The organism is Limnothrix sp. HT2024, assembly GCF_059138625.1.
Map to the genome: position 1 here is coordinate 4,477,110 of NZ_CM181121.1, position 25,102 is coordinate 4,502,211.

The following is a 25,102-nucleotide window of genomic DNA, read 5'->3' on the forward strand; positions in this document are numbered from 1 at the left end:
TTAACCCATGGTTAAATGCCAGCTTGCTGAGCGGGTCGATCGGCCTTGGGCCATAAACCTAAACCGCTTCCCCTGGGCCAGACTGACTCACGGCGATTGCACAGTCCCGTATGGCCGAAGTACTTCTACATGCCTACACACCACTGTTGATTTGGACAGGGTTGGGACTTCTGTTGGGGCCCTGGTTACCCCGTTCTTGGCCGCGACTGGTCGGGCGATCGCTCTATTGGGTCGGTGTGCCCCTCGAAGTCTTTTCCCTCGCTCGTCACACCAACTTCTCTGGTCAAATGGGCCTGGCTCCGGCCGGTGCGGCTCTCGCGGTGGTGTTGGGAGCCTTGCTGAGTTTGGCTTCGTTGCATTACCTGATGAGGAGCGATCTGCGAGTTGAAATGCCGACCGATCGCCCAATTGGTGGCCTTTGGGGGCTGTACGGCTCCGGAAAATTCGCAACGGTGATCGCCCTCAGTACCTCGCCCAGTCTGATCCCGATGGTGACGGATCGGGGGACAGATCTCGATCCAGACCTGGCGATCGATGTGGCCAAGGCTCCGGAAACAGTTCCTTGGTGGACAGAACCCGCCGCCCGAGGGAGCTATATCCTGTCCGCCATGCTGGGTAATACCGGTTTTGTGGGGCTGGCGATCGCCCCTTTGTTTTTGGATGCCAGCTCGGCGGGATTTCCAGCGTTTTACGCGGTGTCCCAAAACGTGATGGGAACCTATGGCCTCGGGGTGTGGGTGGCCAGCACCTTTGGCACCACCGGGGGCGATCGCAGCTTTTGGGGTCAAATCAAAACCATGGCCGCCGTGCCCTCCCTCTGGGGATTTGGGTTTGGGGTGGCCAGTCAACCGATCGCCCTGCCCCCATGGATCGAAACCCTGTCCCATGGCTCAGTGGGGCTGGTGATTCCCACGGCGTTTGTGTTGATGGGGATTCGGCTCAGCCAACTGAAAGGCTGGGACTGTTTGCGCGTGGCGGCCGTGCCGGCCCTGCTGAAAACCATCGCCGTGCCGGCCCTGTTGGGATTGGGGGCAATCATGATTGGGATTGATCCGCAATTACGCCTGGGGCTGGTGTTGATGTCCGGAATGCCCACGGCCTTTGCTTGCCTGATTTTGGCGGAAGAATACGACCTCGATCGCTCCATGATTGCCACCAGCATTGCTCTCACCACCGTACTGGTTTTGCTGGCCATCCCGATGTGGCTCAAGTTGTTTGGTTAATGACCATGGGGGGAGAATTCAGCGATCGCCCCAAATTGCCTGATTGAGGATGTGTCATCTCGGGGGCAAGGGGCTTCAGCCCCTTGTTTGTGTCGGTCGATGGTCGATGAGATCGGCAAGGTAGCAGTTTTGACTTTTGAGACATGCCCTCAGATCGCCTCGGAATTCGCGGCCGCAGGAGCAACAAGATTCGATCGGGATCAGGCCGCTCCCGAGGCCGCGCTAAAATGGCGAGCGATTTTGCAAGCCTCGGTTCAACCACCGCTCGCCTGCCTACCCCCGTCCGGATTGGGTCAAATTTGGTGTTAGGAATTCATGATGCACACTCGATCTACTCTGCCTTGGGCTTGGCAATTGGTGCAACGGCGCACCCATCGAGGATTGGCTTTGGGCCTGGCGATAGCCGCCGCCTGGGCAAGTGCCGGGGCGCTGCCGGTTGTGGCCAATCCCGTTCCGCGAACCGCCGCTGCCGAGGGCAATGGGCTAAATAGCTCGATCGGGCTGCCCCCAGAAGCCGCCTCACCCGCTCCAACGGTGGTTCCCGCTAACATTCCCACCGACTCGGCCAACCCGAACACAGCTCCCGGCTCAACTCCGGCTCAACCCCCAGCCCAAACCCCCAATCCATCCCCTACCCCCACAGCAGCGCCAGCGGAACTGCCCGTGAAACTGGTGCTGCGACTGCGGGAACGGCGGGTTTATGTCTATCGGGGCGATCGGGTAGAGATCAGTTATCCAGTGGCGATCGGGAAGCCCTCCACCCCCACCCCCACCGGCACCTATCGCGTGTTCCAAATGGTGAAAAATCCCATTTGGCGCAATCCCTGGACAGGCCAGGTCACTAACCCCGGCCCTAACAGTGCCTTGGGGTTACGCTGGATTGGGTTCATGGAACGATCCAACGGCATCATTGGGTTTCATGGCACGCCCACGGTTAACTCGATCGGGCGGGCCGCCTCCAATGGCTGTGTGCGGATGCGCAACGAGCATGTTGTAGAACTATTTGAAAAAGTGCAAATGGGAACCACCGTTGTGGTTGAGCCATAGGCCCGTCTGCCTTGAACCCACACCCAACCTATGCAGTTCCAGCAACCGCCGCAACTTTGGGGATCCTCTCGCCCCTTACCCCTTTTGGCGATCCTGGGTCTGGGCTTACTGTCCGGGGGCCCCGCCTGGGCAGAGGGGCCCCAACCCCCTCCCAATCCGCAACCTCGCCCCGTCCAGGCCGTTAACCCACCCGCCAATGAGTCGCCCTTGAAGCGGCCGGGCCTCTGGCCCCCGATCGTGCAAACGGCCCAACCGCCGTTGCCCGGCTTGGGCCAATACCAAGCCCATGTCCCAGTCGTTTCCAGTTCTCTGGTGTTACGGCTCGGGGAGCGGCGAGTTTATCTCTATCGCGGTACGGTGATGGTACGCAGCTATCCCGTGGCGATCGGGCGGGATGGTTGGGAAACGCCCACGGGTCATTTTCAGGTCATTCAAAAAACAGTGGATCCCGTTTGGCAGCATCCCTTCAACGGCACGATCGTCCCGGCGGGGAAAGATAATCCCTTGGGGGTTCGTTGGATTGGCTTTTGGACTAATGGTGACAACTCGATCGGCTTCCACGGCACGCCTAATCCGGAGCTGATTGGTCAAGCGGTTTCCCACGGTTGTGTGCGGATGCGCAACGAAGACATTGTGGATTTATTCGATCGGGTCACGGAGGGGATGCCCGTGCGGGTGGAGCCATAGGGCCATGGATGGAGCCGGAGTTGGGCCGGCTCACTGGCCCACCTGGACTCATCCCCGATCGCCCTCCCGAGAACTGATAATCTAAACAGGCTGGGTACAGGCGATCGGCCGCTCCGTGATTTTGTAGCGATTGCCTGCAACCACGGTTGAGCGGCTCCTGTTGGGCCCGTTGCCAACGGCCCTGCTCCTTCCGCAGCCCATAGCCACCTCGTCTCGTTGAATTTGCCCCATTCACTAGCCAATCATGTCTAAACTCGACAAGCCCTTTGACACGTCGGATTTGATGTATCGTGCTGCCTCGCTGATTTCCGAATCGTCCAATCGCTACAAAATCACGGTGCAGGTGGCTAACCGGGCGAAGCGTCGCCGCTACGAAGAATTTGACACGGGCGAAGAATCTTCCATGAAGCCGGTCATTCGCGCCATCATTGAAATGTCCGATGAGCTGACCCAGCCGGACATCATTGTTTCTTAGTTTGTTTCTCAGTTTGTTTCTCAGTTTCGTCAGTCTCCTAATGGCGCTTCTGAACGTTGGTTCCGTTCTGAACGTTATTTGTGAGCGTTAATTTAGGGTTCAGCCCGCCCGTCCGGAGCGCGGTCATCTCGACCGCCCGGATCGATCAGGATCGGAATCATAGAGCGAGCACGGCAGTGTATGAATCTGTTGAGCAGAAATGGGCGGCGATCGGGGCGTTGGCCCGGCTGGTGGGCCGTTTGGGTGGCCTTGGGTTTGGCGATCGCCCTGATGCTTCGGGGCCCCGCGATCGCCCAACTGCCTCCTTCCACCAATGATGTTTGGCGGCAGGTTTATCAAGTGCTGCCGGATATTCCCCGGGAAGATCACTACATCAACCGCGAGTCCCGAGAGGTCGATCGTGGCAGCAGTTTATTAGCCCGCATGATTCGCTACCACGTTTATCAAGTGGGGCGATCGCCCTTTTCGCGATTGGATTGGAAACTGACCCTCGCGGACTATTTGGGCCTGCACCAATACATTCCCGAAACCAGCTATCCCGGCAATGAACGCCTCACGGAAAATCCCTTAGATGGAGACCAGGCGGCCGTTCGACGACTCAACCGGGCCCAGCGCGATCGGTTGGTGAACACCCTGGTGATTTTGTTTGACCCCAACGGCAATCGGGGTGAGCTACCCACCGCTACCCCCGGCCCCACCAATACCCCGCGTCCCACTCCGGTGCAGCCTCGACCCGGTAGCGGTGCGGATTTGTTGCGCCTTTAATTTGTCCCCATTGAATTTGTCCCCATTGACCATGGCCGACAACGATTACGAATTCGGCAGCTTCTTTAGTCTGTTTGCTGCCGATGGCCTACCGGATACCCGCCTGATTCGCGATCCGCTGTCGCCCGACGATGGAACCCGGCCGCGTTTTTTCGATCTGAGTGCCAATGGGGAACAGGGCGATCGGGTGCGGATTCCATCCCTGCTGACGGCCTATCCAGGGGGCGTGCGGGCCCTGAATGGCGATGATTTAGTGCAGGGCAGCGAGGCCGCAGACATCATCTATGGCAACGGGGGCGGCGACTACCTGGAAGGGAACGGCGGGGCCGATCGCCTGATTGGTGGGCGAGGGATGGATTACCTCAGCGGCGGGGCCGGCAACGATACCCTATTTGGCAATTTGCAAGCCGACTATCTCTATGGCGGCGGAGGGGATGATCTGCTGCTGGGTGGTCAGGGGGCCGATATCCTGACCGGTGAGGCCGGCAACGATACCCTTGCGGGAGACTTGGGGCGCGATCGGCTCTGGGGAGGTCGCGGCGCGGATACCTTCATTCTGCGGCCGGGTGATGCCCCGGCCAATAGCGCGATCGGGAGTGATCAACCTCGTACCACCGACCCAATTTTCAATGTGGATGAGTTGGTGGTGGATATCATCTTGGATTACAACGCGGCTGAGGGCGATCGAATCCAGTTGGCGGATGGTGTGTTGCCGGCCAATGTGCGCCTCAGCCAGCGCTACTTGGTGATTGGCGATTCGCGCGACCATGCGCCTGAGGGGCCATTTCCGCCGGGATCGATGATTCGGACGGCGGATTTTCGGGTGGAGGCGATCGCGGCCACGCTGATTACGGATAGCAGCACGGGCCAGGCCCTGGGGCTAGTGCGCGGTGCCAGTCCCGATCAGATCAGAATTGTGGGTCTGAATGCTGGAGGATCGGTCGCCTAGGTATGAATCGCTCTGGCCCCTGCTCAGGGGTTTTGAGGATCCAATTCCTGGGGATCAAGGCGTTCGGCGGCGTAGTTTAGGGTGCGATCGATGGTGTCAATCAGGGCGCGGTTGGTGGCCGGAGCCGATCGCTCCTGGGGCGATCGAACAATGGTCAATCGCGGCCGGGGCGATCGCACCCGACTTTGCCAATTCGTCATCCAAGCTTCCAAGGTGCGGGGGGTGCTGGCTGGACAGAAAAAGAACCCCTGCACTTGCCGACAGCCCAACCCTTGTAAGGCGCGGATGCTGGAGATGGTTTCGGCTCCTTCGGCGGTGACGGTTAACTCTAACTGCTCGGCCAGGTTCAAAATTGCCGCCACGATCGCCCGAGGTCGTTCTTGGCGATCGAGGTTATGAATAAACGACTGGTCAATTTTCAGCCCCGATAGCGGCAATTGGTGCAAATAGCTGAGGGAAGAGTAGCCCGTGCCAAAGTCATCAATCACCCAGCGCACCCCTAGAATCGCCAGGCGATCGAGCGTGGCCCGCAACTCCGGCGACAGGTGCATCAACAGGCTTTCCGTAATTTCCAAGGCCAGGAGATGTGGCGGCAGCCCTGTTTCTTGCAAAATCGCCTCCACTTGCCCCACAAAGTCCGCCCCCGTCAGTTGACGAATGGAACAGTTAACGGACATGGGCAACTCCTGACACCAGGGATAGACCGATCGCCAATGCTGTAATTGCTGGCAAGCCTCCCGTAGGGCCCACAGCCCCAACTCCACAATGATGCCGGTTTCTTCCGCGATCGGGATGAACTCCGTGGGGGCGATCGACCCACGTTGGGGATGATGCCAGCGCATCAGGGCTTCAAATCCCTGGATCGCTTGGGTCTCCAGCGCCACCACGGGTTGATAGTGCAGCATCAGTTCCTGCCGAGGCAACGCCCACTGCAAATCCGAAGCCATCTGGAACCGACTGAGCACCTGGGAATGCATTTCCCGCCGAAAAACCACACAAGTGCCCTTGCCCCGCTGTTTAGCCGCATAAAGGGCAATTTCTGCCTGACGCAGCAGGGTTTCCGCATCCAACTGGGGATTCACCCAGGTGATGCCGATGCTGACGCGCGCAAAAATTTCCAAACTCCCCAGGTCAAAGGGTTGGGCAATCAGGGTTTGCAGTTGAATGGCGCGATCGATCCCTTGGTCATAGCTGGCCAATCCTTCCAGAAACAGCGTAAATTCATCGCCCCCAAACCGAGCCAGCACCTCATTGGGTTGTAAGTGGGCTTGCAGCCGTTGGGCCAACAGGGTCAGCAACTGATCGCCCACCCAATGGCCCAAGGAATCGTTCACCAGCTTGAAATCATCCAAGTCCAAATGCAGGATGGCGCTATAGTGACCGGGCCCGACATCAATTAACTCTGGCCAGGGCTGATGGCTGGGGCTGGTGGCCAATGGTGGTTCCCCCGGCGGGCCCATGGGGTGGGTCATGTTTTGCGCCATTTGCTGCTCCATTTGCTCTAGGCGATGGTCAATGGTTTGCAGCAGGGTGTGGCGATTGGGTAAGTCCGTGAGTGGATCGTGGGCGGCCTGGTAGGCCAGGGTTTGAAAAGATTGGGCGAGCTGCTCCGTCATGGCGTTGAAGGTGCTGGCCAGGCGATCGATCTCGACAATGGGCGATCGGGACGCGCGATCGAGCCAGTTACCCTTAGCCAAACCCTCCGCCGCCAAGACCAGGTGCTGAAGCGGCCGAGTCAGCCATTGGGTCAGCCATCCCCCCACCGCCGCCACCACTAGCAACATCACCAAACAAGCCACCACGGTTGTTTGCAACTGAGCGGCGATCGGGGCGTAAAAATCACTTTCCGGCACCACAATCACCACCCACCATTGCAGACCGATCGCGTTTTGGAACCGAGTGGCCTGGCCTAAATAGGCGCGATGATCCAAGGTCAGGGTGAAGGATTGGGGATTGGCAGCGGCGGGGGGGTGAATTCCGACTGGCGGGGCTGGGGGATTCACTGGGGCCGTGATGATGTGATCGTCCATCAGGTGTTGGGCCGTGGCTCGAATCACCGGATGCAGGGATTGATCGGCCTTGATGCGGCTGGGTTGGGGTTGGTTGGGCCAAACCAACGGCGTGTCGGTGGAGGTGGCGATTAGCTGCCCATCGGTTTCCATCACAAAGGCCAAGCCCGATCGCCCGATCGGCAAGGTCTTCAGAAATCGATTGACCGCTGACAAATACAGCCGCGACGTGACCACCCCAATGACTCGACCAGTGCGATCGCGCACGGGCTGGCTCACCGGCAGCGCCAAAATTTGCGGGTTGCTATGGAGCTGAAAAACCGCATTCCAAACCAAACGTTGGGCTTTGAAGGTGTCGCTGTACCAGCTTCGGCGGCGCGGATCAAACACTTGGGCCACGGAGGTTAGCTTGCGATTTTGATCTAAGTCAAACCCCAGCATTTTGCCGCCCGTAACTTGCCCGGCCACCTGCAATTGGCGAGCGCTGCGATCGTCGGTGAACTGCACAGCGGCAAATTCTCCGTCCTGGCCGCCATAGGCCACGTTATCCACCGTGCCCTTGAAGATTTGGAAATATTCAATCAGGCGCTGTTCCCGATCGCTCGGATCCGAAAAATCCACCCGCCCCGTTTCCGAATCCTGGGCCATCAGTTGCACCACCTGGACCGGTGCTTGCAAACTCCCCTGCAAAAATTGCCCAATTCGGAGGCTGGTTTCCTGGCCTAAGCGGGTGCTGTTGGCGGTGAGCAGATGATTGGCATGTCGCCAGACGAGCCAACTGGTTAGCCCAATGGCCCCCACCAACTGGATCGCCACCGGCATCACCAGCAGCCACCGCAGAGGAACCGATCGCGCTCGAAGTCCGAATGTTGAGATCGCCTTGGGGAACACCAAATTGGCCCATGGAAGTGCTTGAAACGCCTGAAATTGAGCAGCCTGATTGGCACTATCCGCCTCGGCTCCGTGCCTTGAATCATCATACTGTTGGCAGTTGCCACCGCCTTTCACCCCCAGGGGGATTCAGGTCGTTGCCGGGTGTTTGTGCTTGCTTCCGTCGATTGATCTTGGGGTGGTTCATTGGTTCAATGAGGCGCTTTGGGTCGCATGATTTGGAGTGGCATTATTTGGCACAGGAGCCGGCCGCCGGTTCCGCCGCCGGCCGATCGGGCACGTTCAACGCTGCCTTGGGATAGGCAATTCGTTTGTGGTTAAACTGCTGCCAAACCGTAACGAACACTTCCGCAATCACCCGCAGGTCTTCCCGGCTCAGACCCGAGCAAACGAGCTGATTGTCTTGCCAGCGGGCCCGCAGCATCCGATTGACCAACGCCAAGGCCTCCTCATAGGTGGCATTTTCCAGCGATCGCAGGGCCGCTTCGCAGGAATCCGCCAGCATGACAATTCCTGTTTCCCGCGATTGGGGAATCGGGCCCGGATACCGGAAATGGCTTTCCAGCACCGGACGCTGATCTAAAGCGCAAGCTTGGTAAATCGATCGCCCTTGGGGGGCCTTGTCCTGTTGGGTTGTTTCGATGGCGGTTGTGGCGCGATCGGGTTGATGGGCTTGATTGGCTCGACCTGCTTGATCTAGACGATCGCATCGATTCAATCGCTCCACAGGAGTTTGCTCTAACCCGAAATTGGCCACCTTGGCCCGCTGCTCTCGCTGTTCCTGTTGCTGCTTGGCTTGGTAATAGAAATAGGCGATTAGCATCGTGCCTTGGTGTTCCGGAATAAAAGCTTGGATGGCTTTGGGCAGCCGGGCCCGTCGCGCCATCACCAAGCCTTCGCTCACATGCTTGCGGACAATTTCCGCGCTCAACCAAGGGTCGGCCAGCTCATCGTGGAGGTTGGGGCCGCCCATCTGGTTTTCGATGAAGGCCTGAGGCTTATGGAGCTTGCCGATGTCGTGATAGAGCGTGCCGGCCCGCACCAGTTCCACATTGCAACCGAGCGATCGGGCAGCCGCTTCCGCCAAACTCGCCACAAACAGGGTGTGCTGAAACGTGCCCGGCGCTTCCGCCGCCAGTTGCTTCAGCAAGGGGCGATTGGGATTCGCCAACTCCGCCAGGCGAATGGGGGTGACCAAATCAAACAGATGTTCCAGGTAGGGACTGAGGCCAATGGCGATGATCACCCAAATCAGCCCCGCAAACCCGCACAGGGCCGCTGAACCAAGCACCGTCAGCCAGACAAACTCAGCGGCGGCGCTGTTGATCAGGTTCATGACCAGGTATAGCCCCCCTTGGGCGATCGCCACGCCACCGCCCAACAGAGCCAAGTCTTCGCGCGATCGGGCCCGCCCCGCCCAGGCAGCGGCCACCAATCCCCCCGCCGCCACGATCAAGGCATCAACCCAACTCACCTCCAAACCGGGCGGCAACAGCAGCGCCAACAGCCCCACCAGGGACATCCCCACCAGGGAACCGTAGAAACTGCCGCTAAGCAGGCCAATGGCAGACAGATTAGCCAGGATGGTGGGGCTGGCCCAAGGCCAGGCGGCTCCCATGCTGATCAACAGGGGGGTGCTGATGGCGAGCAGTAGCAACAGGAAGCAGTCTCGCTGGCGCAGTCGGTGATAGACTCGGCGCTCAATTTGCCAAAAGGCGACGATCGCCCCCGAGACCAACAGGAACAACCGCAGAATCGCGCCCCAGTTCACATTCCGAGAGCTGAGACCATAGCGATCGAGCAAGGCAAATTGGCCCGCATCAATGCGCTCACCCTGACGCACAATGGTTTCACCCATCCGCCGCGACACGATCGAAAGGGGCACATCCTCCGCCGCCTGTTCGGCCAAACGGCGGGTGCGGTCTGGGTCTTCCGTGAGGGTGGGGCGGTCGATCGTACCCAGCAGGAGCTGCTGAGCCAGGGCCCGACCTTCCAGGGGAACCACCAACGCCACATGGAGTTGCACCGCCCGTTCAACGAGTTCCGGCGGCAAACCGGGCGCGAGACCCTGCACCAGCAAGTTTTCCAGGGCCACCAAGGTTTTGGCCCGGGTGGCCTGCCATTGGGTATCAGTCAGGATAAACAGATCCACTGTGTAGTCCTGCTGCCCAAAGTCTTGCATCACGGTCTGGGCCATGGCATAGCGTTCGCGGGCCTTTTCAATGGCGCTGATCACTTTTCGCAGCGCCGCTTCACTGGCCTGAATTCGGTAGGTTTTGAGGGCAACTACCAGGGGGTGTTCCGCCGAAATAGGCAGAACTTTGCTGGAGGCCAGGGAGGGTTTGAGGGGGTCAAACCCATCCGATCGCCCCGTGGGGAGCGGGGTTGGGCGAGGGGATGATTTCCCCAAGGCCTGGAGCACCTGTTGCCAGTCCGCTTCATTGAGCGATCGCGCAATCTGTTGCAGGTCGCTCGCCAGATCCGCTGATGACCAATAGGGGAACTGGCCAGCCACCTGGCGCAATTCATCACTGCGTTCCAGCCGACGTTGCAATTCCGCCGCTAATTGTTGGGTGGCATCGGAGTCTATTTTCAGGGCGGGCACAATGCCATTGCGGGCCGCCTCTCGACGACTGCGCGTGGTGACTTGATCCACCACTTGGGCATCGTAGGGCGCAACGATATCTTGCGGGGCGATCGATCCAATGCCATAGCGCGGTTGATTTAACCAGGGCTGGCTCATGGTGGCCGTCAGGATAACCGCCCCTAAAATGCCTAGCAGGATGGTTTGCACCCGCTGGCGAATCGATCGGGCCCGCCGGACATAGGGTTGGCCCATGGTTTGACAACAGAGACTATGGCAAGCGCCGCGAATCACCCCAACTCCTCCGTTGATCGTCACTCGTTGAACCAGCGGACTCAGCCGACGGTTCAGCCAGCAAAGTCGCTCGGGCCAAAGCTGCCCAAATCCACGCCGGGCCGATGGGCTGGGGGGCAATGGCGGCAATGGCGGTACTGAACCAGGCGGGGAAACGCTGCGAGAATTGGGCCCCAAGGGCGATCGGCCGGGGGACGGGTCGCGAAATGGCTCAGGCGATCGGCCGCCTACTGGCTCCACCGTATCCTCCGCATTTTCTTGGGAACCCTGGCGAGGTGGCGGTTCCTGCGCACTGGCTTCGGAGTCGGTGTGGGATGGGGCAGCCTGTTGCCCATCACGCCCCATCGGATTGGCGGGGGTCAACATCTGGGAGGCTCTCATTTTGCCCCTAACACCCTGCGCCGATTGCGCCAGTAGCCATTGCAATCCAAGTCACCATAATCAGTTCCACCCAATTGATTTGACCCAAAGAATGGGCTGAACAATGCCATTCTGAAGAACCATCGGAGGTCATCCCAAAAGGGCCTCGTCTCCATGTTCATCTTGCAGGGACTCTGTCGGTACTTCAACCGGTTGGCTGAACTGGCCATGATCCCATGGGATTCATTCATCACTCTGGCCAACCCGTTGCTGGACAATTTTCACAGTCGTAGCGCTCTCGCAAAGATTGCGCAATGGGTTAACACCGGCCCCATTCTGCAATGGGGCCAGCCACCACCCGATCGCCCCATGGCTGGACCTGGGTAGCATCTTGGCAGTATCTCAGTTGATTGAAGCGTAGGGCATTTTATCGATAATTTTGGCTGAATCGTCCCCAGTGGCGGATTTTGCGGGGCGCAATTGCTCAGCGGCCAACCCTGAAATGGGTAATCAGGCGATCGCCCTCCGCGATCGAATCGGTTAGGGGATATTGGGGCAAGCGACCCGACCAGCGATCGATCAACATTTGCGCTCCCTGAATCGCGCGGGTCAGCAGCCGATCGGGCACAATCGCTCCCACATCGGCCGGAATGGCCGCACAGCCCCCCACCGCACCCACCAACACCCCTGCCCACAGAACTGCGCTGGCCGACTGCTGTTGGCTGCGGGCCAAGCTGCTGGCCCAGCGGCCACCGCTCGATCGCAGGCTATGGAGCGCCACCAAAATGGGCAAGGTTTCCGGCGTGGCCGCCCGCAACCGCTGGGGCCAATCCAGGGTCGATCGATCCAACGTCTGCCAATCGCTGAGAATGTTGGCCACCGACGGCCAGAGGGGATGGGAAAGAGAGACTGCATGGGCGGCAGGATGGAACCCGGTTGCGTCCCGATTACCCTGGGAGAATTCCAGGGTGGCAGCATTGGGATGCACCAACACCCAAGCCAACACCTCCGCCCCCAAAATCACCGCTTCGGGCAAAGGCTGATCCATCGCCTGAGTCCACAGTTGGCGCAACACCAAGGGGCGATCGAACCAGCGCAACAGCAACGGCAACAGGGCCAAACCCAACTGATCGCCCGGCCCCGCCATCAGCGGCTCCAGCGAGGCCAAAGCCAACAGCCCCGGATCCGGGCCCGCCTGTGCGCCAACGATCTCTGACAATTGGAGGGTTCCTTGCAAAGCCGCATCCAAATTGCGCCGATCGCGCTCCCAGGTTCGATCGAGCTGGTGCAGAGCCACCAACCCTCCCACGAGGGCCCCTTCAAATCGACTGTGTAAACTGACGGGCCAATCGCCACAACTCATGATTTGCCAAATCCAGCGCGATCGCGCGACAAGCGAATCTCTAATCTAAGGGATCTCCAATTCAAGATGGATGGCAAAAAACCGTCCAAGCTTGACCCTTGATTCTCCGCTGTGCGGCTGAGAATTCGTTCTTGAACCATTGCCTAACCGTTAATTAGCCCTATGGCTTGGAACCGCCTCCTTTCCATTCTCGAACATTTCAACTGCCCTAGGCTGGCCATGGCTCCAAATCCTGCATCGGCCCGAAAAGTGATTGCCTTAACCCGGCTGGGAATGCTCTTGAGCCTGGGCGCGATCGGCCTAGGTATCAGTCTCAGCCTGGGCATGGGGCCCGCTTGGGCCAACTGCCCGCCGCGTCGGGAACCCTTGCCCAACTTGGGCCCCGGTGACAGTGGCAGTGATGTGCGCCGACTTCAGGGCATTTTGGCGCTCCTGGGGTTTTATCAAGGCCCCACGGACGGAACCTACGACACCGCCTTGGCCAACGCTGTTCGTCTTTTTCAGGAAACCCAAAAACTGGATCCCAGCGGCGAAGTGACCGCCGAAACCTGGGATGCTCTGCTGCCCAATCCCAACTGCCGGCCCCCCACCCGCCCCGATCGCTAGGGCATGGGGGGCGATCGGTCACAGATGCTCGCCAGTTCGGCGTTTTTCAGGATCCCCATCAATTCCCACGATTCTTCAGATCTCAACAATCTAAAGATCAAGAATTCCAGATTACGACAATGCCTAGGGGAAGGAAGCAACCAAGGGTTAAGTGACAGGGGGTAGGGGGTGTCGTCATTTAGCCCAAAACCCTAGATCTGCCGTTAGCGGATCGTAGGGGACAAGGGGCTTAAGCCCCTTGTCTAGGGTGGTTAGGGCATGGAAGATCAACTGTTTCCACTGGATCCCAGGAAATGACAACAGGTCTTAATCGACAAACGTTAATCTTGATCAATTCTTAAGAATTAATGAGTTCCAAAGGCGATCGCGCCCGCAAGGGGAATTCCTGCCAAAAGCTGCATAGCAAAAAATTAGGAAATAGCCACAAACTGCAACGGAACTTTAAAGAGTTCAAAGTGCTTTGTAACCAAAGTATTAAGCGATCGCCACGGGATCGATCCCATTGCTTACACTGTCAGCAGAGATGGCTAAAACCATCACCACTCAACGCTTTGAGTAACGCACCCACTAACGCTTTGCTAAGTCGCGATCGCGCCTAGCGACGCAAGACTTCCTATGAACTTTCCCTGGCTGACGACCTCCATTCTCCTCCCCATCGTCGCCGCCCTGATCGTGCCCCTGTTGCCCGACAAAGACGGCAAAACCGTACGCTGGTTTTCGTTGGGAGTAGGACTCATTGACTTCATCCTGTTGGTGTATGCCTTTTGTACCCAGTACGACTTCGGCAACCCCGAACTGCAACTGGTGGAAAGCTACACCTGGGTTCCCGAACTCGGCCTGAAATGGTCAGTGGGCGCAGACGGCCTCTCCATGCCCCTGATCCTGTTGACGGGTTTCATCACCACCCTGGCCGTTTTGGCCTCCTGGCCCGTCACCCTCAAGCCCAAACTGTTCTACTTCCTGCTGCTGGCCATGTATGGCGGTCAAATCGCCGTCTTTGCCGTTCAGGACTTGCTCCTGTTCTTCCTGGTGTGGGAACTGGAACTGATTCCGGTGTACCTGCTGCTATCGATTTGGGGTGGCAAAAAACGCCTCTACGCCGCCACCAAATTCATCCTTTACACCGCCGGTGGCTCCCTATTTATCTTGGTTGCCGCCCTGGCCATGGCCTTCTACGGCGATACGGTCACCTTTGATATGCGGGAGTTGGCCCTCAAACCCTACGGCCACACACTGCAACTGTTGCTCTACGGCGGATTTTTGATTGCCTACGCTGTCAAACTGCCGATTTTCCCCCTCCATACCTGGTTGCCCGATGCCCACGGGGAGGCCACGGCTCCAGTTCACATGCTGCTGGCGGGCATCCTGCTGAAAATGGGTGGCTATGCCCTGGTGCGGATGAATGCTGGAATGTTGCCGGAAGCCCATGCTACCTTTGCGCCCGTATTGGTGATTTTGGGGGTGGTGAATATTGTCTATGCGGCGCTCACCTCCTTTGCCCAACGGAACCTGAAGCGCAAAATCGCCTATTCCTCGATTTCCCACATGGGCTTTGTGCTGATTGGGCTGGGTTCCTTTACGGACTTGGGCATCAGCGGCGCGATGATGCAGATGGTGTCCCACGGGCTGATTGGGGCGAGCCTGTTTTTCCTGGTGGGGGCCACGTACGATCGCACCCACACCCTGATGCTGGACGAAATGGGCGGCGTGGGCCAAAAGATGCCCAAGATCTTCTCGATGTTCACGGCTTGTTCGCTGGCCTCGCTGGCTTTGCCGGGGATGAGCGGCTTTGTGGCAGAACTAACGGTGTTCCTGGGTTTTGCCAACAGTGATGCCTATTCGCTGCCCTTTAAGGTGATCGTGGTCTTCCTGGCGGCGGTGGGGGTAATTCTCACGCCGGTTTACCTGCTGTCGATGCTGCGGGAAATCTTCTACGGCCCGGAAAACCAGGAATTGGTGTCCCACGAGGTGCTGATCGATGCGGAACCGCGTGAGGTATTCATCATCGCCTGCCTGCTAATTCCGATCATTGGCATTGGCTTCTATCCCAAGCTGTTGACTCAGATCTATGACTCAACGACGGTGCAACTCACGGCGCGGCTGCGGGATGCGGTTCCGACTCTGGTGAGCCGAGAGTCACGGCCGATCGGGCTGATGCCGGGCGCAAAACCGTTGGCAGCTCCGGCGATCGCCCTGGAACCCTAGGGGGCAACTCCTGAGCCAAATCACGCTCTCAGCAGGATGCTCTCCATAGATTTAGAGCCGGGCCACACTGTGGCCCGGCTCTTGTCGGTTTTAACGATTCTCATTGCAGGTTAACTGCTGGGGATTCGAGGCGGGAAAAGCTCAGCAGCCATCACTTAGAGGCTGTCTGAAAAGTATCTTGAGGCACTTGAAGAGCACCAATAGTCGCGGGGCAAGGGGCTTAAGCCCCTTGTCTTCGTCGATCGATGAGGCGTGCAGAGTATCGATTTTGGCTTTTCAGACATCCTCTTAGAGGGTGCTGCTAAAGAGTAGACCCCACAGGGCCCCTGCGGCCGCCAGGGCGAAGAGAATATTGGTGAAAAAGCGTCCGGTTTCGGCATTGAAACCCAGGGCCTTATCTTCGCGCCCCGCTGTAAAAAACAGAGACCAGGCTTGATTGAGGTTGATGGCTTCGCCCGTTGAGTTGAAGTCGGGGCGGAAGACTACGGAGTCAAGCAGGTAAGGATTGGAGAAGTCTAGATCGGTCTTCATAACAAACAGTCCTTAAGGTGGAGGGAGGGGGACGAAGCAACAAGCGGTTAAGGCTTGGTGGCTTTGTTGTTAACAACTATAACACTTCGTAAAAAATATTTACAATCAATTGACTTTAAAAATGTTTCGTGTTTGCCGAACTTGATCAATGCAGCTTCCCGATCGCCCCTCAACGGATTTGGGACTGGAACTGAAGTCGGCCCGTGGGGCAGGTGGCACAGGGGATGGATCGATCGGCCCGAGAAATGCCAGATTGGATGCCATCGGGGCGATCGGGCTGGGAACATTGACCCATCGGGGATTGCCAGCCCTTAAACCCTAAGTTTCCTGAACCGTTTGTTGCTAAGAATTGTCCCACTGTCCCCGGTCATGGTTGTTGAATCATGCCCTTCGGACAGGTCGGGAGACTGTCGATCGCGTTGGCCCGCAATTAGGGGAGGATTGACCGCGTGATTACCGAGCGCTTTCGTTATCAGTTGCGCCAGGAGGCTCGCCAGTGGGTGACCGATGGCCTGCTGCAACCGGAACAGTTTGATCGCCTAGCCGATCGCTATCAGTTCCGAACCCTCGATCAGGGGGCCCGCAACCGCTTCGTAACCATCCTGCTGTGCTTGGGAGGGGTGTTGTTGGGGTTGGGGGTGATCACCTTCGTGGCCGCCAACTGGCAGCAATGGCCCCGGGCGTTTCGGGTGGGGGTGTTGTTGAGTGCCCTGGTTGGTGTTCAAGCTTTGGGCTTTTATTTGTGGCGATCGCCCACGCCCCGTTTGGTTGGGCAACGCCGCTTGGGCCAGGCCCTGTTGTTGTTGGGTGGATTGCTGTTGGGGGCGAATTTGGCCCTAACGGCCCAGATGTTTCACCAGGGCGGCCCCTTGTCTAGCCTCTACTTCATTTGGGGCGGCGGTGTGTTGACCATGGCGATCGGGCTGCGGCTGATGCCCCTGGGGTTGTTGGCGCTGATTTTGACGATCGTGGGCTATTGGTCAGGTCTCTATGACTGGTGGGAGCCGGAACCCAGTTGGCAGCGAGCGTTGGCGGAGCATATGCCCTTGGTGAGTGCCCTGGCTTTTTTGCCCCTGGCCCATGTGACGCGATCGCGCTTTTTGTTTGGTTTGGCTTGGTTGCTCACGCTGGGAAGCTTGCAAACCAACTTCTGGTGGAGCCTGATGCACCCTTGGGTTGCCAGCCTGTTATCTTTGGCGCTGCCCTTTGCCCTGGGTTGGGGATATCGCGATCAGCTTTGGCCGGCCGTGCAACGCTGGTGGCTGCGGTTGCCGCTGCCTCGGACTTTGCGCCACTGGCTGGTGCCCGGCGGGGCGATCGACCCCAGGCCACTGAACTTTCAAAACATCACCCAAAATTTGACCATTCTGTGGCTGATGGGCACGTTTTACTTCACCAGCTTCTGGTTTTTCTGGGACGGTTCCGGTCGCCAAAGCGGTTCCAGCACCGATGGCAATCTCTATGATCCAGCGCAATTTGTTCCTTGGCTGGCGGTGGATGTGGCCGTGGCGGCGGTGGCGGCGGTGCTGATGTGGTCGCGGCGGGGTCGCGGTGGGGCCATGGGGGCCGATCAATGGCTCACCGATGCGGTGCTTTGGGCCCTGGTGTTGTCGTTGGGGTTGACCTTGGGTTGGCACTACAACGTGGCGGCTTTGCCCAGTTGGGGAACCTTGCTGGCCAATGTGTGCCTGTTCCTGTTGGGCATAGGTCTGGTGCGCGAGGGGTTATCGGATGGCCGGCGCTTGGCCTTTTGGAGCGGGCTGTTGCTGTTGGTGCTGGATATCTGGACGCGGATGCTGGAGTACAACACGGATTTGCTGCTGAAGGCGCTGGTGTTTGTGCTCTGTGGTGTTGGGGTAATTGCGGCGGGTCTGTGGTTTGAGCGATCGGTGCAAACGCTGAATGGGTCGAATTCTTCCCCCACAGTGCGATCGTGAGCGATCGGGACGCGCGATCGCTGGTGATTCATCCCGATCGACCCGCCGGATCCGCGCTCATCACAACCCCGTTCCCGTTAATTCCCTGCAATTCCCTGTCATTTATTTTGGAAGCCTGAACCATGACCCAAGACTTGATTTCCCCGATCGACCCAGAGAGTTCCCCATCGAGGGCCGCCGGTTGGCGATTTTGGATTCCGATGTTGTTGCAACTGGGCCTGGCGATCGGAATTCCGGCCCAAGCGGCCATGACCTACTACTGGGGGCGGGCTGTGGTGTTGCAAACCCGCCCGGTGGATCCCTACGACTGGATGCGGGGCTATTCCCAAACCCTCAGCTACGACATCAACCAGGTGAGCGTTTTGGAAAAGCTGCCGGGCTGGAAAACCATCGCCACCGATCGGGATCAAAAACAAAAACCGCGATTGCCCTATGAACGGCGGGAGTTTTACCTGATCCTGCAACAGCCGACCAACAGCGCCACCGAAGACCCCAATCAACCGCCCGATCGGCCCAAGCCCTGGCAACCGGTGGCCATTCGTCCCGATCGCCCGGCCCAACTGCCCGTCAACCAAGTGGCCCTGCGGGGTGAAGTCATAGCCGCCATGCCCCGCTACAACCTGGAAACCTATTACATGGACGAATCCAAACGGGAGCAAATTAATGACCAAATCAATGGCGTGAACCGCATGAACTGGGCGCGGCCCCGCACCAATCGCCCCTTACCGTTTGTGGTGGAAATTCGCGTGGGTGCTGATGGGCAGGCCGTGGCCCACAGCCTTTGGATTGAGCAGGATCGCTATCAGTTTTAAAGGATGTCTGAGCAGTCATTTGCGGTGTAGCCTGTAAGAGGATGTCTGAAAAGTATCTTTCGGCCCGAACTAAGCACCAATAGTCGTGGCAGCAAGGGGCTTAAGCCCCTTGTTTCCGTCGATCGCTGGAGCAAGCATTCGCTGGAGCAAGCATTGTATTAATTTTGGCTTTTCAGACATCCTCTTAGGTCAAGGCCGTATCAATTTCGATGCCCAGAGTCGCAGCGCCGATCGTGCCATTAATTCGCATAATTGAATGAATTTCTGGATCAATTTCTGAATGAATTTATGAAAATCAACCTCGACTCGTCCGATCAAGAAATTCGCATTGAGATCGTGCCGCTGATCGATGTGATTTTCTGCATTCTGACCTTTTTTATCCTGGCGGCGATCGGGCTGACGCGCCAACAGGGCATTGGGGTAGACCTGCCCCAAGCCAGCACGGGCCAGCCCCAGATGCGCAAGTTGGCGATGGTGGCCCTCAGCCCCGCCGGCCAGTTGTATTTTCAGCAAGCCCCGGTGACCAAAGAAGCGCTGCTGACCCAACTGCAAGCCTTTAAGCAAGCCCAACCGGACGGGACGATCGTCCTCTATGCCTCCCAGTCGGCTTTCTATAGCGACGTGGTGGCGGTGTTGGACTTGCTGCGATCGGTTGGGGGCGATCGGGTGGCTCTGGCCACCTTGCCCAGCGGCCAAAACCCAGCCCAGCGATCGGCCGACAACTTCGACCCATTCGGCAATCAGCCCCTCGTGCCCAATGATCCGAGTCAGGGCGGCGATTTTGGGAATCCGGGTTTCAACAGTCCTGGCTTCAATAATTCCAATCCCAGTAACTCCAATCCCAGCAGCCCGAATAACCCCGGCTTGGGCGGCAATGGCTTGAATCAGCCGTATCTGTTACCCAACCAGTCACCGGCTCCGGCGCAACCGGGCGATCGGCTGCCGATTCAACCCTAACAGGATGTTTGAACCGACCCAGACAAGGGGCTTAAGCCCCTCGCCCCTATAACAATCGGCTGCCGATTCAACCCTAACAGGATGTTTGAACCGACCCAGACAAGGGGCTTAAGCCCCTTGCCCTTATAACAAGTGGTTGGGCGAGCGGGCGGAACTCGATCGGCCCCGAAGCGGGGAAGCGATGGAAAGTTGCTATGATTTGTCCTGCCATTTGGCGGCCGGTTGGCGCTGAAACATTGCGCCCCAGGGCCAATGGTTTGCCCAATCCTCACCCCCCACAGCAGCGATTCTATGGCCACCGATCTTGAAGCTTTGCGCCGTGCCGTTCCAGTCGATCGCATCGCCTACAACGAACAAGGATTAGTCGCGGCGATCGCCCAAGACTATCTGGATGGCACAGTGTTGATGATGGCTTGGATGAATGCAGAATCCTTGCAAAAAACCCTGGAAACTGGCGAGGCTTGGTACTGGAGCCGATCGCGCCAAGAACTGTGGCACAAGGGCGCAACTTCTGGACATATTCAAAAGCTTAAAAGCATTCGCTATGACTGCGATAGCGATGCCCTGTTAATGACCATTGAACAGATTGGGGATGTGGCTTGCCACACGGGGGCCCGCAGTTGTTTCCACCAAGTGGATGGTCAAGTGGTTCCGCCGCCTGCTGACACGTTGTCGCAGGTTTTTCAGGTAATTGAATCGCGCAAGGCTAACCCAAATCCTGAGTCCTATACCTGCAAATTGCTGGCCGGTGGGGATAACAAAATCCTCAAAAAAATCGGTGAGGAAGCGGCCGAAGTGGTGATGGCTTGTAAGGATGATGATCCGGAGTCGATCGCCTCGGAAGTGGCGGATTTGCTTTATCACACCCTCGTGGCGATCGCCCATCATCAGGTGGATTTAAAAGCGGTTTATCGCAAGCTTCAGGAACGACGCGGTTAAAGGCTCACCGCCTTTTGGGTAATTACTTTTTGGGTGATTACTTTTTGGGTAATTGCTGTTTCGAGCTTGGGATTCATTTCCCATTGTGGATTTTCCGTTGTGGATTTTTTTGTTGATCTCCCGTGTTTTCCATGATGGACGCTGCAATCAATCGCTCAGGGTCAGAGCAGGTGATGATCTTGGGCTGTGGCTATGTGGGCCGGCCGATGGCGCAATATTGGCGATCGCAGGGATTGACCGTCACCGGCACAACCACCACACCCGATCGACTGGCGGAGCTGGCGGATTGTTGCGATCGGGCCCTTTGCTTGCGGGGGGATGATGAAGCGGGGTTGCGGTCGGCCCTGGCTGGGCAAACTACGCTGTTGGTTTGTTTGGGGCCCCGGAGATCGGGCATCTATCGGGAAACCTATTTGCACAGTGCCCAAACCCTGGCGCAACTGTTGCCCGAATTGCCCCAACTGCGTCAGGTGATCTACACCAGCAGCTACGGGGTTTATGGCGATCGGGGCGGGGCTTGGGTGGATGAAACCACGCTGCCCCAGCCCACCACGGACAATGGCCAAATCTTGCTGGAAACGGAGCAGGTGTTGTTGGGGGCGGCGCGGGACGGTTTGGCCGTTTGTGTGTTTCGGTTGGGGGGCATTTGCGGGCCCGGCCGCGAGGTGGCGGATATTTTTCGATCGGCCAGTGGCCAAGTGCGGCCCGGTAGTGGTCAAGACTGGAGTAATTGGATCCATTTGGATGACATTGTGGGGGCGATCGCCTTTGCCCAAGCAACACGGTTGTCGGGGCTATATAACCTGGTGCATGACGAACCCTTAACCCAGGCGGAATTGCTCGATCGGGCCTTTCGCCGTCGGGGATGGCCGGGGGTGACTTGGAATCCAGCGAAATCGGCCCAGCGTCCTTACAATGCGCGGGTTTCCAATCAAAAACTCAAAACAGCGGGTTACCAGTTTCGATCGGCCACGATTCCGCTGTAGCGCCCTGATGAGGGGCTTGGCGATCGGGCCGGTTGGTGGCAGTTGGGGGGAGGGGACGGCGATGATGGGAATGGGCCCGCCGTTGGCCCGCTGCCCCCTGACTCGGTATCTTCACTGTGACTGAATCTGGTTCTGCACCTGAATTTGCCCGATCGCCCCGTTGGCCCCTGAGCAAATTGATCGTCCTGGTCACAACCTTGCAAGCGCTGGTGGCCGTGGGGCTAACGGGGCAAGTGGTGCTCGTTCAGGGACAACGGGCCGTGGATGCGCTGATGAATCGCCTTGGCTCCGAGGTCGATCGGCAAATTCAAGCCTATGTGCATCAATACCTGAGCGAGCCGTTGCGCCTCAATCAGCTCCATGTGCAGGCTTTTGCGGCTGATCAGGTGAAGTTGGCGGATTTTTCGGCGCTGGAAACCTATTTCCACGAAAAGTTGCAACTGTTTCCCCTGGTCACCACCACGGAGTTTGGAACAGCAGTCGGCGGCTCCTTGGAAGTGCGGGAATTGCCCAGCAGCACCCTAATTAAACGGAGCGATCGATTGGGATCGGGCTTGCGGCGCACCTTTGAGGTCGATCGCCAAGGGCGGCGCATCCTAAAGGACAGCCAGCTCTATGATGTGCGCAATCGCCCCTGGTTCAAAACCGCAATCACCGCCCGCAGCCCCCAATGGACTTCGGTGTTTGCCTTTTCGGGCACGGGGGAACTGGGCATTTCAGCGGTGCAACCCCTGTACGATCGCACCGGAAAACTGGTGGGCGTGTTTGCCTCTGACCTGGCCTTGGAAGGAATCAGCACCTTTTTGCGGGCCCAAAATATTGGCCACAGCGGGGTGGCGGCCATTGTGGAGCGATCGGGCCAGGTGATTGCCACCTCCACCAACGACCCAGTTTCCCCGGAAGGAAAACGGATTCGGGCCAAAGACCTCAAAAATTCAATTCTGCAAGCGGCCGTTGCCACCGTTGAACAGCGCTTTGGCACTTGGGCCGCCATTCCGCCCAATACCCCAACCACCCAACTCACGACCAAATTCATTGGCCCCACCCAACAAACCCGGTTGCTGGTGCAAGTGTCGCCCCTGCGCGATCGCAACGGTTTGGACTGGTTGTTGGTGACGGCGATTCCGGAAGCCGACTTTGCGGAACCGGTGATGGCCGCGCGTCGAGACATCCTCACCATCATGTTGCTGGCCTTGGCGGTGGCGATCGGGCTGGGTTGGTGGATTGGGCGGCAGGTGTCGCGGCCCTTGGTGAAACTCTGTGCGGCCACCGATGCCGTGGCCGCCAATCAACTGGATCAGGTGGTGATGACGGAAGGAACCGCCGAAACGGATCAACTGGCCCGGGCCTTCAACACCATGACCCAGCAATTACGACAGTCCTTTCAGGAATTGGCCGCCAGTAACCAAGCCTTGGAAGAACGGGTGGCCGAGCGCACAGCCTCCCTGCAAACCAGCGAAGCCCGTCTGCGCAGCATTGCTCAAAATATTCCGGGAGCCATCTTTCAGTTCAGCAATCACGAGGGCCAATGGACGATCGACTACATCAGCGATCGCGTCAGCGAACTAACGGGGTTCAGCGCCGAAGAATTCATGGCCGACCTGGGCCGGTTTATTAGTGCCATCCACCCGGACGATCGGGACGGCTACATCGAATCCGTCAGCCGCGTGGTGGACAATCCCACGGAATGGGCCTACGAGGCTCGGTTGATTCGTCCCGATGGTTCCCTCCGTTGGTGGCAAGGCGCTTCCACCCCCAAACGCGCCGATGACGGCACGGTTGTGTTTAGCGGCGTGTTGTTTGATATCACCGCCCGCAAACAGGCCGAACTAGCCCTGGCGGAAGCCAAGGAAGCGGCGGAAGTGGCCAATTTGGCCAAGAGTGAATTTTTGGCCAACATGAGCCACGAGTTGCGCACCCCCCTGAACGGCATTTTGGGCTATGCCCAGGTGTTGCAGCGATCGAGCAATTTAAACGAAGAGCAACTGGCCAAAATCGGCGTGATTCACCAATGCGGCAACCATCTGCTCACCCTGATCAACGACGTACTGGATTTGGCCAAAATTGAAGCCGGAAAAATGGAACTGCATCCCACGGAGTTTCATTTTCGAGCTTTCCTGCGCGGGGTAACGGAAATGTGCCGTCTGCGCGCGGAACTGAAGGGGTTGCAATTCGCGGAAGAAATTGCCGATGACTTACCCGAAGGCATCCGCACCGATGAAAAGCGCCTCCGCCAAGTGTTGCTCAATTTGTTGGGCAATGCGATCAAGTTCACAGACAGCGGCACGGTCACCCTGCGCGTGTTGGCCATGGGGGGCGATCGGGTGCAATTTGAAGTGCAAGACACGGGCGTTGGCCTAGAGGCGGATCAACTCAGCAGCATTTTTCTGCCCTTTGAGCAGGTGGGCGAGACCAAGCGCCAAACGGAGGGCACTGGGCTGGGGCTGGCGATCTCCCAACAAATTGTGGAGCTAATGGGCGGCCAAATTACCGTCGAGAGCCAACCCCAAGTCGGCAGCAGCTTTCGGTTTGAAGTGTCCTTGCCGATGGCGGCCGAGTGGAGCCGCCATTCTCGCATGACGCAACAGGGGCAAATTGTGGGCGTTCAAGGAATCGCGCCCCAGGTTTTGGTGGTGGATGACAAGTGGGAAAACCGGGCCGTGCTGCGGGAAATGCTGGAGCCGATCGGGTTTGTGATTCAGGAAGCGGAAGATGGGGCCGTGGCTTGGCAGTTTTTGGAGCACCATCGCCCGCAGGTGGTAATTACGGATTTATTGATGCCCAACTTGGATGGCTATACCCTGATTGATCTGATTCGTCGCCATCCTGAGTTGCAGCAATTGCCGATTATTGTGTCCTCTGCCAGCGTTTTTGAGAGCGATCGACAACAAAGCTTGGACGCGGGTGGCAGCGACTTTTTGCCCAAACCGGTGCAAACCCACGAGCTATTGCACCTGCTGCAAAAACACTTGCAACTGGTTTGGATTTATGAAGCCAGTTCGATCGCCCCGTCACCCTTGGCACAGTCGGCGGCGGAACCCGACCTACCCCCGGATGCAGCACTCATCTACCCGATCGACCCCGAGTTGTTGGAGCAGCTCGAAACCCTGGCCCGCAAGGGCAACTTCAACGCCCTGAAGCGCCAAGCCAAGGCCCTGGCAGAGCAGGATCCAACCCTTGCTCCCTTTGCCCAACGGCTCAAGAGTCTGGCCCAGGCGTTTAACGATCAGGGAATTTTGGAACTTTTAAATCAAGCGCCGGGTCGATCGAACGCGAATTAACGGGTAAGGAAGCGTTAGCCCAAACAGCAATGGGCGATCAGGATCCCAGCTCAATTAATTGGCTGAGAAATTGCTGAAAATAGCTTTTTTCGAGAGAATAGAGACCATCAAAGGTCTTCAATAATTTTCTGAGGATCATGAAATTGAGCGCAATCATCGCTCAAATCATTAATCATTTATGATCCCCGGGATCATAATTCA

General features: G+C 58.0%; 20 protein-coding genes. 16 read left to right on the forward strand and 4 right to left on the reverse strand.

Annotation, left to right across the window (positions count from 1 at the left end):
- Positions 1–110 precede the first annotated feature (110 nt).
- From AC2IAX_RS18335 to AC2IAX_RS18360, 6 genes are all read left to right on the forward strand, one after another.
- Entirely contained in the window at positions 111–1,223 is a 1,113-nt protein-coding gene (locus tag AC2IAX_RS18335; protein ID WP_494388731.1) for an AEC family transporter, read from the forward strand.
- 315 nt (positions 1,224–1,538) lie between these two features.
- Positions 1,539–2,270, forward strand: coding sequence for a L,D-transpeptidase (locus AC2IAX_RS18340; RefSeq protein ID WP_494388732.1), 732 nt, complete (start codon positions 1,539–1,541; stop codon positions 2,268–2,270).
- Between the two features lie 30 nt (positions 2,271–2,300).
- Complete coding sequence (locus tag AC2IAX_RS18345) at positions 2,301–2,957, forward strand: L,D-transpeptidase (RefSeq protein ID WP_494388733.1); 657 nt, start codon at positions 2,301–2,303, stop codon at positions 2,955–2,957.
- A 244-nt stretch (positions 2,958–3,201) separates the two neighbouring features.
- On the forward strand, positions 3,202–3,432 hold the full coding sequence (locus AC2IAX_RS18350; RefSeq protein ID WP_494388734.1) for a DNA-directed RNA polymerase subunit omega: 231 nt from the start codon (positions 3,202–3,204) through the stop codon (positions 3,430–3,432).
- A gap of 180 nt (positions 3,433–3,612) precedes the next feature.
- Complete coding sequence (locus AC2IAX_RS18355; RefSeq protein WP_494388735.1) at positions 3,613–4,197, forward strand: hypothetical protein; 585 nt, start codon at positions 3,613–3,615, stop codon at positions 4,195–4,197.
- Between the two features lie 31 nt (positions 4,198–4,228).
- Positions 4,229–5,146, forward strand: a complete 918-nt coding sequence (locus AC2IAX_RS18360) for a calcium-binding protein (RefSeq protein WP_494388736.1) — start codon at positions 4,229–4,231, stop codon at positions 5,144–5,146.
- Positions 5,147–5,169: 23 nt separating this feature from the next.
- On the opposite strand, the gene AC2IAX_RS18365 is transcribed toward AC2IAX_RS18360, so the two are convergent.
- The 3 genes from AC2IAX_RS18365 to AC2IAX_RS18375 all read right to left on the reverse strand — a co-directional run bounded on the left by AC2IAX_RS18365 (position 5,170) and on the right by AC2IAX_RS18375 (position 12,647).
- On the reverse strand, positions 5,170–8,163 hold the full coding sequence (locus tag AC2IAX_RS18365) for a bifunctional diguanylate cyclase/phosphodiesterase (protein ID WP_494388737.1): 2,994 nt from the start codon (positions 8,161–8,163) through the stop codon (positions 5,170–5,172).
- A gap of 112 nt (positions 8,164–8,275) precedes the next feature.
- On the reverse strand, positions 8,276–11,290 hold the full coding sequence (locus AC2IAX_RS18370) for an HD family phosphohydrolase (RefSeq protein ID WP_494388738.1): 3,015 nt from the start codon (positions 11,288–11,290) through the stop codon (positions 8,276–8,278).
- Positions 11,291–11,768: 478 nt separating this feature from the next.
- Positions 11,769–12,647, reverse strand: coding sequence for a hypothetical protein (locus tag AC2IAX_RS18375; RefSeq protein WP_494388739.1), 879 nt, complete (start codon positions 12,645–12,647; stop codon positions 11,769–11,771).
- Between the two features lie 219 nt (positions 12,648–12,866).
- On the opposite strand from AC2IAX_RS18375, the gene AC2IAX_RS18380 reads away from it, so the two are divergent.
- Entirely contained in the window at positions 12,867–13,253 is a 387-nt protein-coding gene (locus AC2IAX_RS18380) for a peptidoglycan-binding domain-containing protein (protein WP_494388740.1), read from the forward strand.
- A gap of 615 nt (positions 13,254–13,868) precedes the next feature.
- Positions 13,869–15,458, forward strand: coding sequence for an NAD(P)H-quinone oxidoreductase subunit 4 (locus AC2IAX_RS18385; protein ID WP_494388741.1), 1,590 nt, complete (start codon positions 13,869–13,871; stop codon positions 15,456–15,458).
- A 288-nt stretch (positions 15,459–15,746) separates the two neighbouring features.
- Here the strand turns inward: AC2IAX_RS18385 and AC2IAX_RS18390 are convergent, their stop codons facing one another.
- On the reverse strand, positions 15,747–15,989 hold the full coding sequence (locus AC2IAX_RS18390) for a hypothetical protein (protein WP_494388742.1): 243 nt from the start codon (positions 15,987–15,989) through the stop codon (positions 15,747–15,749).
- A gap of 148 nt (positions 15,990–16,137) precedes the next feature.
- Between AC2IAX_RS18390 and AC2IAX_RS18395 the strand changes: the two genes are divergently transcribed.
- From AC2IAX_RS18395 to AC2IAX_RS18430, 8 genes are all read left to right on the forward strand, one after another.
- Entirely contained in the window at positions 16,138–16,311 is a 174-nt protein-coding gene (locus AC2IAX_RS18395; protein ID WP_494388743.1) for a hypothetical protein, read from the forward strand.
- 127 nt (positions 16,312–16,438) lie between these two features.
- Positions 16,439–17,926, forward strand: a complete 1,488-nt coding sequence (locus AC2IAX_RS18400; protein ID WP_494388744.1) for a DUF2157 domain-containing protein — start codon at positions 16,439–16,441, stop codon at positions 17,924–17,926.
- Positions 17,923–18,045 carry a hypothetical protein gene (locus AC2IAX_RS18405; protein ID WP_494388745.1) on the forward strand — a complete coding sequence of 41 codons (123 nt, stop codon included), beginning with the start codon at positions 17,923–17,925 and terminating at the stop codon, positions 18,043–18,045. Before AC2IAX_RS18400 ends, AC2IAX_RS18405 begins: the two co-directional genes overlap by 4 nt.
- Positions 18,046–18,048: 3 nt before the next feature.
- Positions 18,049–18,738 carry a GDYXXLXY domain-containing protein gene (locus tag AC2IAX_RS18410; protein ID WP_494388746.1) on the forward strand — a complete coding sequence of 230 codons (690 nt, stop codon included), beginning with the start codon at positions 18,049–18,051 and terminating at the stop codon, positions 18,736–18,738.
- Positions 18,739–19,026: 288 nt separating this feature from the next.
- Positions 19,027–19,695 carry an ExbD/TolR family protein gene (locus AC2IAX_RS18415; protein WP_494388747.1) on the forward strand — a complete coding sequence of 223 codons (669 nt, stop codon included), beginning with the start codon at positions 19,027–19,029 and terminating at the stop codon, positions 19,693–19,695.
- 291 nt (positions 19,696–19,986) lie between these two features.
- Positions 19,987–20,634: a bifunctional phosphoribosyl-AMP cyclohydrolase/phosphoribosyl-ATP diphosphatase HisIE gene (hisIE, locus tag AC2IAX_RS18420; protein WP_494388748.1), complete on the forward strand. Its 648-nt coding sequence runs from the start codon at positions 19,987–19,989 to the stop codon at positions 20,632–20,634.
- 131 nt (positions 20,635–20,765) lie between these two features.
- Positions 20,766–21,620 (forward strand): SDR family oxidoreductase, encoded by an 855-nt coding sequence (locus AC2IAX_RS18425; protein ID WP_494388749.1) that lies wholly within the window; start codon positions 20,766–20,768, stop codon positions 21,618–21,620.
- 116 nt (positions 21,621–21,736) lie between these two features.
- Positions 21,737–24,901, forward strand: a complete 3,165-nt coding sequence (locus AC2IAX_RS18430) for an ATP-binding protein (RefSeq protein ID WP_494388750.1) — start codon at positions 21,737–21,739, stop codon at positions 24,899–24,901.
- The last annotated feature ends 201 nt before the right edge of the window (positions 24,902–25,102 follow it).